This window comes from Roseiflexus sp. (assembly GCF_057785375.1).
In genome coordinates, this window is sequence record NZ_JBYNRX010000079.1 from 36,915 (window position 1) to 48,847 (window position 11,933).

Consider the following 11,933-nt stretch of genomic DNA (forward strand, 5'->3'; position numbering starts at 1 on the left):
TTGAGGTGTCAGATCGCCCTCATCCCCCTTCTCCCGCAGCGTGGGAGCAGGGGAGCGGGGGATGAGGGCAGAAAGGCAGGGTATGCTGGAAGCGATCTTCGCACCGCATTCCATCGCCGTGATCGGCGCATCACCCGATCCATCGAAACTGGGACACCGCATCCTCAAGAACATCCTCGACGCTGGCTATCCCGGTCGCATCTTCCCTATTCACCCGGGCGCGACGCATATCCTGAGCCTTCCAGCATACCCATCGGTCGAGCAGGTTCCCGAACCGGTCGATCTGGCCGTGGTCGTCGTTCCAGCGACGGTTGTGCCGGATGTTGCCAAGGCATGCGGCAAATCCGGCGTCAAGGGTCTGGTCGTCATCAGCGCCGGATTCAAAGAGATCGGACCAGAAGGGCGCGCGCTGGAGATGCGCCTGCTCGAGATCGTGCAACGCTACGGCATGCGCATGATCGGTCCCAATAGCCTGGGCGTCATTGATACCACAACCCGTCTGAATGCCTCATTCGCGGCGCTCTATCCGCATCCCGGGCAGATTGCCTTCATGTCGCAGTCGGGGGCGCTCTGCACCGCAATTCTGGACTGGAGCAAGGCGCAGGGGATTGGCTTCTCGCGTTTCGTCAGCCTGGGAAACAAAGCAGACGTAGACGAGGTGACGCTTCTGGAAGCGTGGGGGTGCGACAAAGCGAACAACCGGGTCATTCTGGCGTACCTGGAAGGGATTGGCAATGGCGATGACTTCGTCGCCGTGGCGCGTCGGGTGACGAAACAGATTCCGGTGATCGCCATCAAGAGCGGCGCGACGCAAGCGGGCGCGCGCGCTGCCTCGTCACACACCGGGGCGCTGGCAGGCGCCGAGCATGCCTACGAAGCGGCATTCGACCAGAGCGGCGTGCTGCGCGCGCGCTCGATGCAGGAATTGTTCGACTTCGCGCTGGCGTTCGCCTATCAGCCGCTTATCTCTGGCAATCGCCTGGCAATCGTCACGAATGCGGGCGGTCCGGGCATCATCGCTACCGACGCTGCCGAACGCGGCGGGTTGCAACTGGCGGAGTTGACGCCGGCGACGACGGAGGTTCTGCGCGCAGCATTGCCGCCGACCGCGAGTGTCTACAATCCAATCGATATCATTGGCGACGCGCGCGCCGATCGCTACCGGGTTGCGCTGCGCGCCGCGCTCGATGATCCGAATGTCGATGCCGTCCTCGTGTTGTTCACGCCGCAGGCGGTCAGCAAACCAGAGGAGATCGCGCAAACGATCGTGGATCTCGCCGACGGAAACGCTAAACCGGTTGTGACCAGTTTTATGGGCGCAGCAACAATTGGGGAAGCGCTGCGCATTCTGAATGACCATCGCATCCCAAATTATGCCTTCCCCGAACGCGCCGTCGCTGCACTGGGGGCGATGGTGGCGCAACGGCGCTGGGTCGAGCGTCCACCGGGTGAGTACGTCCGTTTCGAGGTCGATACCGAACGGGTGCGCGCACTCTTTGCGCGAGTCCGCAGTGAAGGACGAGTCGAGCTTGGCGAACTCGAAGCGCGCGAGGTGATCGAAGCCTACGGGATGCGCCTGCCAAAATCATTTCTGGCGCAATCGCCGGAGGAAGCAGCGGAAATCGCCAATCGCCTTGGCTTCCCGGTTGTGATGAAGATTTCATCACCCGACATTCTGCACAAAAGCGATATTGGCGGCGTCAAACTCGGCATCAACGACAGCGCAGCCGCGCGCGACGCCTACGAACTGATCGAATACCGCGCCCGCAAATACAGCCGCGAGGCGCGCATCTGGGGAGTGCTGGTGCAGGAGCAGGTACGCAAAGGGCGCGAGGTGCTGGTCGGGGTCAGCCGCGACCCGCAGTTTGGTCCGCTGATTGCCTTTGGATTGGGCGGCATCTACGTCGAGGCGCTCAAAGACATCGCCTTCCGCCTGGCGCCGGTGTCGCGCCAGGAGGCGGCGGAGCAGGTGCGTGCCATTCGCGCCTTTCCACTGCTGCGCGGTGTGCGTGGCGAACCGCCAGCCGACATTGCTGCCGCCGAAGAGATTATTCTGCGCATGTCGCAATTGGTGACCGATTTTCCCGAGATTGTCGAGATGGACATCAACCCGTTGGTGGTGTATAACCGCGGCGAAGGGGCCACAGTGCTGGACGCGCGGATCATTCTGCATGGTTGAGCGAGCATCGGAAAACACGCATCAGACAACAGCGCGTGATCATTTTTCGTTCGGCAAGGAGACAGGCGATGGCTACCCTCTACGTTGCATCGACGGAAACGTTTGTCGGGAAGAGCGCGACATGCGTGGGATTGCTCACGCGCGCGCAACGCGACGGTTTCAGCATCGGCTACATGAAGCCGGTCAGCGTTTCGGTGACCCGCACCGAAACCAGTGTGCACGACGATGATGCAGCGTTCATCCGCGAGCACTTCGCCCTGCCCGATCCGCCGGAACACGTTGCGCCGGTGCTCGTCACGCAAGGGGCAGTCGAACAGATTATGCGCGGGCAGGCAACGACCGACTTCGCACGCCGCCTGCGCGAAGCGTACCTTGCCGTCTCCCGTAACCGCGACCTGCTGGTTGTGGAAGGCGCCAACACCTGGGCTGAAGGATCGGTCGTCGATCTCTCCGCCGATCAGGTGTCCGACATGTTGGAAGCGCCGGTGCTGCTGGTGACGCTCTATCGGTCGCCGCTGTCGCTCGACGCGATGCTGGCGGTGCAACGCTACCTCGGTGACCGGCTGCTCGGGATTCTGATCAACGAAGTCGAAGCGCCGAAGCTCGATTTTGTGAGGAACCGCGTTGTGCCATTTTTGGAACAGCGCGGCGTGCCGGTATTTGCGGTGCTGCCGCAGGACCCGCAACTTGCCAGCGTCACCGTCGCCGACCTGTACGAATTCCTGGGAGGGCAGATGATCGGGCGACCGGAGTGGTGCGAGCGCCAGGTGGAACACCTTGTGATCGGCGCCATGGGGAGCGCAGCCGCACTGTCGCACTTCCGCCGCCGCGCCAACAAAGTCGTCATCACCGGTGGTGACCGCGCCGACCTGCAATTGGCTGCGCTCGAAACCTCGACCTCGGCGCTGGTGCTGACCGGCAGCATTCGTCCGCCAGCGACGGTGCTCGACAAAGCCGAGGAACAGCAGGTGCCGGTCATCATCGTCTCAGACGATACCCTGACCACCGTTGAGCGGAGCGAGCGCGTCTTCGGGCATATTCGCTTCAAACAGGCATCGAAGATTGCCCGCTTCACCCAAATGCTCGACGAGTCGTTCGATTTCAACCGTCTGTACGATGAATTGGGATTGGTGCGGGGGTGAGGGTTGGAAGGTGGAAGGTGGGAAGGTTGCAGGTAGGGGCACGCCGCCGCCGGCCCGGCAGCGGCGCCCGTGAACCGTAGGGCAGCGCCACGTAGGGGCACGCCGCCGCCGTGCCCAACGGCAATGCCGCGCCCGGCGGCGATGCTGCACCCAACGGCGGCGCCAGCCAGGAGCAAGCGGGCCGCTTGCGCACATATCGGGTACGAAGATGCTTCTCTCAGTGTCCTCTGCGCCTCTGTGGTTCAGAAGATCGGGCAAGAGGCGAGAGGATGACAGGTGCAAATGCATTGCAACGGCTCAAACAAAAGGAGACACCATGGCAGACACGACGATTGAAGCGATCACCGCGCGCGAAGTGCTCGACTCGCGCGGCAATCCGACGATCGAGGTGGACGTGTATCTGGAGAGCGGCGATATGGGGCGCGCCATCGTGCCGTCTGGCGCATCGACCGGCGCATTCGAGGCGCTGGAACTCCGCGACGGCGACAAGGGACGGTATGGCGGCAAGGGCGTGCTGAAAGCCGTCGAAAACGTGAACACCACGATCGCCGAGGCGCTCGAAGGGGAAGATGCCGCCGATCAGGTGCGCATCGACCGGATGCTGATCGACCTCGACGGTACCGAGAACAAGGGGCGCCTGGGCGCCAATGCCATTCTGGGGGTTTCGTTGGCGTGCGCGAAAGCGGCGGCAGCGGCGCACGGATTGCCGTTGTATCGCTATTTGGGAGGCGTGCATGCACACGTACTCCCCGTTCCCATGATGAACATTCTGAACGGCGGCAAACACGCACAGAACAGCACCGACTTCCAGGAGTTCATGATCATGCCGGTCGGGGCGCCATCGTTCCGCGAGGCGCTGCGCTGGGGCAGTGAAATCTACCAGAGCCTCAAGAAGGTAATCCACGACCGCGGCGGCAGCACCAATGTCGGGGACGAAGGCGGATTTGCGCCAAGCCTTCCGACCAACGAGGCGGCATTGCAGATCATCGCCGAAGCCGTGAAACGCGCCGGCTATCAACTTGGTGAGCAGGTGATGCTGGCGATGGACCCGGCATGCACCGAACTGTACAAAGACGGCAAATACCATCTGGAACGCGAAGGGCGCTCGCTGACCAGCGCCGAGATGGTCGAATACTGGGCGGACATCGCCACGCGCTACCCGCTGATCTCACTCGAAGACGGGCTGGCAGAGGAAGACTGGGAGGGATGGAAATTGCTGCGCGCGCGGTTGGGAGATCGCATCCAGCTGGTCGGCGACGATTTCCTGGTGACAAATGTGAAGCGTCTGGCGCGCGCCATCTCCGAACAGGCCGCCAATTCGATCCTGATCAAACTCAACCAGATCGGCACACTCACCGAAACACTCGACGCGATCAGCATGGCGAACCGCGCCGGGTGGACAGCGGTTGTCTCGCATCGTTCAGGCGAGAGCGAAGACGTGACCATCGCCGATCTCGTGGTGGCGACGAACGCCGGGCAGATCAAAACCGGCGCGCCGGCGCGCACCGATCGAGTGGCGAAGTACAATCAACTGCTGCGCATCGAAGAAGAACTGGACACTGCGGCGCATTACGCCGGCATGGGCGCATTCCGCGTTGCGCGGTGAATCATGGCGGCGCGGGTGCGTCAACACGCCGCACCCGCACGTCCCCTCTCCAACACTCTCCACACGTTGTGTTCCCTTAACCGCAGAAAATCGAGGGTCTCATTTTGCCCACGCGATGGCGGCTGTGTTCTCCTTCAACAGCGGCTGATCGGAAAAGGAGAACAGACGTTCCTTCAGAGCAACGTCGCCATGCATCACCTGCCTGACAACGCACGATCCTCCTGAAGCCGCGCGCGAATCTGCAAGCCTGTTTATCGTCTCACAGACTCGCACTCCTCCATGACTTTGGTACCACCAGAGATACGCCTGTCTGTCAACTGAACAAGGGACACGATGACCTCTTTCGTTAAGAAGAGGTTAGGATTATACTACCGTCCGTAACACAGTTCTATTGCAGACCATACGTCCCGATCTGCGGCCCATCGGTGTGGTGCTTCGTGCATCCTCCACCGGTTGGCCGCAAATGATTCCTTTTGGAAAAATCCTCACGTGCTCAAAGCGAAAGGAGTAGACAATGCCGCCTCTTCCTCGCACTGCTCAACAGCGAGCGCGCCGCGCCATAGAACGCATCGAAGCGCTTGGCGGCGGCAGTGCATTACCCGGCGTGCTGACATCTCACGATGCCATCGCCTGCATGGGACGAACCTGGTTCCACGATATGCTCCGCTGCGGACGGTTGCCGGGTGTCCAGGTCGTGCCGCAAGGCGTCTGGCGTTGTGATCGGGATACGTTTGTTGAATGGCTGATGGAGGTGAGCCATGGCTCAACGACAGCGATGGACATCGCTGAGCGATCTCGTGCGACACACGCTACGGCAGCAAGAGTGGCTGTCGCTGCGCGAAGCAGCAGAACTGTACCGCGTCACCGACGAAACGATGCTGGCGTGGATTCGCGCGGGCGCGTTTCCGTCCAGGACGAGCGACGGGCGGACGTGGGTGGCGCGCGCGGAACTCGAAGCGGCATTGCGTCGAAAGCCGGGTGATCAGTATGATGCCTTCTGATTGTCGCGACTCGTTGATTGATGCCCTGATGCGTGCGCTTGATGCGGCGCATTCAGTAACGACCGGCTGCGCCGCCGATGGCGCATCGACCGATGGCGGTTCGTCGCCCTCCAATCTGTCATTGCTGCCGGTTGAGCGTCTTGAAGCGATTATCGCGTTGCTGGCGACGGCGCCGGCGATTATGGCAGCCTCACCGCCGGGTGTTACCAAAGGGCGCATTGCTGCACTGCTCGAGCCGGAAGAGCGCCGCCACGCCGGTCTGCTCATGGAGTGGCTCGACCGGGCAGGCGTGCTGATCGAGCCGCGTTCTGAAGCGTTGCGCTGGCGTGAACCGCGCCCGTTTTGCAGTAATGACATCGCCTGGATCGCAACACAGGTTCGGTCGGTGTGCATGGAGGCGTTATGAACCGGGGAGCGCTTCGCAGCACAGCGCCCAATCCGCCGCCGGCAAGTCGTCCGCCGCAGCCCGATCTGCCGCTACACATTGTACGTGCGCTGGCGTTTGCCAGTATTGCGCTGGCATTCACTCGCCCTGTGGCGTTGCCGTTGCTCGTAGCCACCCCGCCGCAGGGGGCGCTCTCGGCGCTTCGCCTGATGAACGATCCGGCAATCGCTTCGCTTGCGTTGCTACGCTATGTATTTGAACCGGCGATCTTTTCAGTCGTTGTCATCGGCGCGCAGGCAGCGCTGTGGGTTCTTTTGGGTGAACTGTTGTTTGCACTGGCAGCAGCGATTCTCGCGCGCCACGCAGCGCGGCGTGCGATGAGCGCTCCGCTCTGCCTGCGGGTCCGCCCGACCATCCGCCCGACAGAGCGCACCGGACTCGCCACGAAGCCCGGTTCGCTCATGCGGTTAATCCACGGCGGCATGGCATCGCGTCACTGGACGCATGCCACGCCACGGTACGTGCTGCTCGTCAGCGGCGCGCCAGACCTGCCTGCCGAGTTGGGTGCGCTGATTATCGGCGCACCGGAGGAGCGGCAACGCGCCATGATCGTCCTGGACGGGGTAGTTCGTAGCAGTGCGCCAGGGACGCTGGTCAACGCTGCTGATGACCCGCTTCTGGCTGCGGCGCTGCCAGGGCGCTGGATCGCCTGGCAGCATTTTGCGCTGGCGCTGCCGCCAGCCTACCCGCTCCACGCGCCGACCGTCGCCGTCGAAACCGAACTGGCAGGCGTGTTGCTGGCAGCGGTGCGACCCTATGGCAGCGTGGCGCATGCCGGTCTGGAGGTGGCATTGCGCCCTCAGGGGGGGATGACGAGTTGGGCGTTGGGGCGGCAGTGGCGCGCGCGCGCAACGGCATTGAAACTGGCGCTCGAACAGCGCCAGGATTATGCGCTGACGCCGGACATTGCCGCTATCGAGGCAAAACTCGGCGATGCGGCATTCGAAGCGACTATTGTGGCAACCGCCGTCGCCGAATGCCTCGATGACGCTCTGACAGCGCTGCACGCGATCGGCGACGCACTTGGCGCATTTCAGCAACGTACCGCCAGCCGTTTGCAACGTCTCGTCCCTCGTGGTCGCATATCAGCGCGCCAGGTTTCCGGCGAAAACGCAGCCGATATCGTTGCCGCTCTGCGCATGCCGCTCGTTGCGCCGCCGCCTGCCATCCTGTTGCCGTTCCGCCTCTGGCGTGGACCAGACATTCTGACCGCCGGGGAACTCGGGTATCTCTGGAACCCGGCATCTATGCTCGCCAGCGGATTGGTGCGGTGTGATCCCTGCCGCCGAATTGCAGCGCCGCCGCACGCATTTTGCGGCAATGACCCGGAGCGTATCGTGGTGGGCTACGCTGCTCATACCGATGGACATAGCGCGCCGGTGGGACCGACGCTGCGCGATCTGCGGCAGATCCTTCACCTGACCGCCGGCATGGGCGCCGGAAAGAGCCGACTGCTGGCAAACCTGTGTCTGCAACTCGTGCCACACGGGTTTATGCTGATTGACGGCAAGGGCGACGACCGGGGCGGCAGTCTGATCGATACGGTGCGCCGGTTTATCCCGTTAGCGGATGAAGCGCGTCTGATCCTGTTCGATCCGCTCGATACCGCCTGGCCCATTGGACTGAATCCGCTGGCTGGCGTGAATGTCGCGCAGCCAGGCGGCGCCGACCTGGCATTGGGGCAGATTCTGGCAACCTTTGCGCGTATTGATCCGGGAACATGGGAGCGTTCGCCCGGCATGCAACAATTCGCGCGCATGGCAACGCTGCTGGTGCTCGAAGGCGAAGCGCACCCCACGCTGGCGCATGTCAAGCAGGCGCTCCTCGACGAAGCGTATCGCGAGGTATTGCTCCAATCGACGCGCAATATCGAAGTCGCCAGTTTCTGGCGCGAAACCTATCCGCGCCTGGGCGAAGGGCAACGATCCAGTTGCGATGCGCTGTTACGTCGGTTCGATGCGCTGCTGACCCCTGAAACAACGCGCTACCTGGTGGCGCAGGCGCAGCCGACGCTCGATCTGGCGCAGATGATTGCCAACCGTATGATCGTGCTTGTGCCATTGCCGGATGTGGCGCTTGGCGGGCTGGCAGGCGCCGTCGGAATGTTGATTGCTCAGGCTTTCGTGCGCGCCGCGTTCAGCCGGAGCGGCGGCGACCAGACCCGCCACGACTATCCGCTTATCATCGACGAATTGCAGGTGCTGATCGGCAACAGCGACACAAGCGACATGGCAATTGCCATCACCCGTCTGCGCTCGCTGGGCATCCCGGCGATCTATGCGCACCAGGCGCTGGCGCAGTTGGGCGATCTGCGCGACCTGATGCTGATCAATGCGGGTAACCGGATTATGTTGCAAACCCAGGAACCCGATGCAGGCATGTATGCGCGCGCCTACGCTGCCAGCGGTCTCACTGCCGCCGACCTGAGCGGGCAACCGCCAAACGACCACCAGTACGCCGTCCTGCGTTGTCGCGGCACAGTCGCAGGACCGTTTTCGATGCAACCGCTTCCCTGGCCCGTGGCACAGGAAGAGCCGCCACCACCTTATGCCGGACCCGATTGGCACAGCGTCCTGCCAGATGACAGCGATCCAGCCGATCGCTTCATTACACGGGTCGTCTATGAAACCGGCAACAGTACTGGCGCTGCCAGAGAACTGGCGCAGCTCGATGATGGAAACTGGCGTCGGCTGTTGAGCCGCTGGGAGTGTATCAGGCGCTGCCAGCGCCAGTACATTCTGGATCATCCTGGCTGCATTCCCGACCGGCTGGAGCGCCAACGCTGGCTTTCGCGCCTGTATGCAGCGCGTCCACAGGCGCTGGCTGCGGCTGAATACCTGCGCGGGCGTCAAAAGGATCGCATCAGAAAGCCTTAAAATCGAGTTGAAAACGTTCGATGGCATTTCACGGCGTCCTGATGAGGAAATATACTTGACAAACGCTGTATACTGCGTATTGAAGAGGAAAAGTCATACGACAGATCTGCGGAAAGGATAGACCCAGGATGCAAAAGACCGACTTCATTAAGGCAGTCGCCGAACGAGCGAACCGGTCGCAGAAGGAGACGAAGGAAATCGTCGATGCGGCGCTGGAAGTCATCACCGAGGCGTTGAAGCGCGGTGAGAAAGTCACCCTGACCGGCTTCGGCACATTCGAAGTGCGGCAGCGCCAGGCGCGCGATGGGGTGAATCCACAGACGCGATCGAAGATCCACATTCCGGCGACCCGTACCCCTGGCTTCAGCGCCAGCAGTACGCTGAAGAACGCCGTCAAGGAAGGCTGAGGTTCACGTCGGACCATTCGGTAGCGCCTTATGCGTCAGCGATCGTCTCGCTGACGCATTTTATCACTACAGTGCCATCTGTCTACTCAACGGCGTCAGCGCGTGAAGAAAAAGGCGTCGTATTGAGGTATACTGAGCGCACATCTGTTCATAGCCAGCATATGTTTGAGAGATCGATAATGGCGACTCAGCTTTCGCTCAATCTTGAGCGTTCCAGGCGCGGAGTCGGATGCTACGCTCTTACGTGACCCGGCATTTGAGCGAAACAAACAGGACGCGATCCATCGCTGGGTTCCGTGGATTGCCGGTTTCTCGGCAGGTTTCGTCGGCGATGCTCTCCAGCACTATCTTCCTGATCCTGGTCGACGAGATATTCACGTGCTGGACCCATTCGCCGGAGTCGGCACAACACTCGTAGAAAGTTTGCTACGCGGGTATTCGGAAATCACGACCCCGGCAAAGGCAGGTACAACCAGCAGCGCTCTGCTTGGGACACGTTGCATCCCGGTCGCCTATGGGCGGCAAGGCTTCAAGGTTGTCCGAAAACGCCCGAGCAGGTTGCTGAAGAGGTGCGCCAGACGCTCACATGCAGGGGAACTTCGCGTCTCTGACTTCGCTGCTTATAACATTCAACATTCAACGTGCCGCCCTTAACCCTTCACATCCTGACAGAGACATTGCGGTACTACAGCCTCTCCTGGAAATGCCCAATCTGCGACTTTATTACCGCTCCACCTGCAACCTCACTCACCTCTCACCTCTCACCCCTCACCTCTCACCCCTCGCCTCTCGCCTCTCGCCTCTCGCCTCTCGCCTCTCGCCTCTCGCCTCTCGCCTCTCGCCTCTCGCCTCTCGCCTATTGCCTATTGCGCATCTAAACGTTATCAAGTATACTTTTTGTACACCTCTCTTTCCGGCCAACAGATTTCTGAAACAAGGAGCGAAAAAGGCATGCGACGACGAGTGTTTCTTCGCAGCGTTGCGGCGGGCAGTGCAGCCCTGACGGCTGCCACACTGGCCGCGTGTGGTCAGGCGCCGCAGACGCCAGCCCAGCAGGCGACGACTGCCCCTGGCCAACCTGAGGCGACGACCGCCCCCGGCCAGCAGGCGACGACTGCCCCGGTAGCGACCGCACCGCAGGCGCAGGCGCCAGCCCAGACGAGCGAGATGCCGTCCATCGAGTGGGACATGGCCACCAGTTGGCCCGTCGCGCTCGACACGATCTTCGGCGGCGCCAAGACAGTCGCCGATCGTGTGGCGGCAATGACCGGCGGGAAGTTCAAGATCACGCCGCGCGCGGCAGGCGAACTCGCGCCTGCTCTTCAGGTGCTCGACGTGGTGCAGCAGGATGCGGTTCCGATCGGGCACACTGCATCGTACTACTACGTTGGCAAAAGCCCGGTCACAGCGTTTGGCACCACACTTCCTTTTGGTCTCAATGCGCAGCAGCAGAACGCATGGTTGTACGACGGCGGCGGGCTGGAGAAACTGCAGGCGCTGTACGCCAAACTGTTCGGCGTCATTCAGTTCCCGGCAGGCAATACCGGCGTCCAGATGGGCGGCTGGTTCCGCAAAGAGATCAACACTGTCGCTGACCTCCAGGGTCTCAAGATGCGCATCCCTGGTCTCGGCGGGCAGGTGCTGACCAAACTCGGCGTCACAGTGCAGGTTATCCCAGGCGGCGAAATCTTCCAGGCGCTTCAGACCGGCGCCGTCGATGCGGCGGAGTGGGTCGGACCGTATGACGATGAGAAACTTGGACTGAACAAGGCAGCGCAGTTCTACTACTATCCAGGCTGGTGGGAGCCGGGTCCCACGCTCGAAGTGCAGGTCAATCTCAACCGCTGGAATGAGCTGCCCGCGGCATATCAGGAGGCGATCAAAACCGCAGCGGCTGAGGCAAATATTACGATGCTTGCGCGGTACGATGCGCGCAACCGCGAAGCCCTCAAGCGCCTGGTAGACGGCGGCGCGCAGCTGAAACCCTACAGTAAGGAAATCCTTGCTGCCGCCGAGAAAGCCGCCTTTGAACTGTACGATGAGTTCGCCGCCAAGGACGCCGACTTCAAGGCGATCTACGAAGAGTGGAAGGTATTCCGCGAGGCGATCTATGAGTGGAATAAGGTGAACGAGGCCGGCTTCACCAACTACGTCTACAATAAGTAGGGGCGCCCCCCTGTGGGCGTCTACGAGGGGCAGATCCATTGCGGACGGGGCAGGCACAGGGTCCTGCCCCTATGTATATGGCGACCTGCTCAGTAGGGGCGCCCCCCTGTG

The 11,933-nt window shown here is 61.8% G+C and carries 9 protein-coding genes; all 9 read left to right on the plus strand.

What is annotated here, in order from left to right; genetic code table 11:
* Positions 1-82: 82 nt before the first annotated feature.
* Complete coding sequence (gene acs, locus AC3EA7_RS13950; RefSeq protein WP_488614670.1) at positions 83-2,179, plus strand: acetate--CoA ligase alpha subunit; 2,097 nt, start codon at positions 83-85, stop codon at positions 2,177-2,179.
* Positions 2,180-2,247: 68 nt separating this feature from the next.
* The gene (locus AC3EA7_RS13955; protein WP_488614671.1) at positions 2,248-3,321 is read left to right on the plus strand and encodes a phosphotransacetylase family protein; all 1,074 of its coding nucleotides are present in this window, start codon (positions 2,248-2,250) and stop codon (positions 3,319-3,321) included.
* A 316-nt stretch (positions 3,322-3,637) separates the two neighbouring features.
* On the plus strand, positions 3,638-4,927 hold the full coding sequence (gene eno / locus AC3EA7_RS13960; RefSeq protein WP_488614672.1) for a phosphopyruvate hydratase: 1,290 nt from the start codon (positions 3,638-3,640) through the stop codon (positions 4,925-4,927).
* A 758-nt stretch (positions 4,928-5,685) separates the two neighbouring features.
* Positions 5,686-5,928 (plus strand): helix-turn-helix domain-containing protein, encoded by a 243-nt coding sequence (locus tag AC3EA7_RS13965; protein ID WP_488614673.1) that lies wholly within the window; start codon positions 5,686-5,688, stop codon positions 5,926-5,928.
* Entirely contained in the window at positions 5,915-6,334 is a 420-nt protein-coding gene (locus tag AC3EA7_RS13970) for a hypothetical protein (protein WP_488614674.1), read from the plus strand. The genes AC3EA7_RS13965 and AC3EA7_RS13970 overlap by 14 nt, the downstream gene beginning before the upstream one ends.
* Positions 6,331-9,249: a type IV secretory system conjugative DNA transfer family protein gene (locus tag AC3EA7_RS13975; RefSeq protein WP_488614675.1), complete on the plus strand. Its 2,919-nt coding sequence runs from the start codon at positions 6,331-6,333 to the stop codon at positions 9,247-9,249. Before AC3EA7_RS13970 ends, AC3EA7_RS13975 begins: the two co-directional genes overlap by 4 nt.
* Before the next feature lie 128 nt (positions 9,250-9,377).
* Positions 9,378-9,656 (plus strand): HU family DNA-binding protein, encoded by a 279-nt coding sequence (locus AC3EA7_RS13980; RefSeq protein WP_488614676.1) that lies wholly within the window; start codon positions 9,378-9,380, stop codon positions 9,654-9,656.
* Positions 9,657-10,045: 389 nt separating this feature from the next.
* Complete coding sequence (locus tag AC3EA7_RS13985) at positions 10,046-10,267, plus strand: Eco29kI family restriction endonuclease (protein ID WP_488614725.1); 222 nt, start codon at positions 10,046-10,048, stop codon at positions 10,265-10,267.
* Positions 10,268-10,607: 340 nt separating this feature from the next.
* Positions 10,608-11,822, plus strand: coding sequence for a TRAP transporter substrate-binding protein (locus tag AC3EA7_RS13990; protein WP_488614677.1), 1,215 nt, complete (start codon positions 10,608-10,610; stop codon positions 11,820-11,822).
* Positions 11,823-11,933 lie beyond the last annotated feature (111 nt).

What these genes read in the sequence shown, in the direction of transcription:
- AC3EA7_RS13980 (WP_488614676.1), top strand. Translation starts at nt 9,378, where the DNA reads ATGCAAAAGACCGACTTCATTAAGGCAGTCGCCGAACGAGCGAACCGG.
- eno (WP_488614672.1), top strand. Translation starts at nt 3,638, where the DNA reads ATGGCAGACACGACGATTGAAGCGATCACCGCGCGCGAAGTGCTCGAC.
- AC3EA7_RS13965 (WP_488614673.1), top strand. Translation starts at nt 5,686, where the DNA reads ATGGCTCAACGACAGCGATGGACATCGCTGAGCGATCTCGTGCGACAC.
- AC3EA7_RS13955 (WP_488614671.1), top strand. Translation starts at nt 2,248, where the DNA reads ATGGCTACCCTCTACGTTGCATCGACGGAAACGTTTGTCGGGAAGAGC.
- AC3EA7_RS13970 (WP_488614674.1), top strand. Translation starts at nt 5,915, where the DNA reads ATGATGCCTTCTGATTGTCGCGACTCGTTGATTGATGCCCTGATGCGT.
- acs (WP_488614670.1), top strand. Translation starts at nt 83, where the DNA reads ATGCTGGAAGCGATCTTCGCACCGCATTCCATCGCCGTGATCGGCGCA.
- AC3EA7_RS13975 (WP_488614675.1), top strand. Translation starts at nt 6,331, where the DNA reads ATGAACCGGGGAGCGCTTCGCAGCACAGCGCCCAATCCGCCGCCGGCA.
- AC3EA7_RS13990 (WP_488614677.1), top strand. Translation starts at nt 10,608, where the DNA reads ATGCGACGACGAGTGTTTCTTCGCAGCGTTGCGGCGGGCAGTGCAGCC.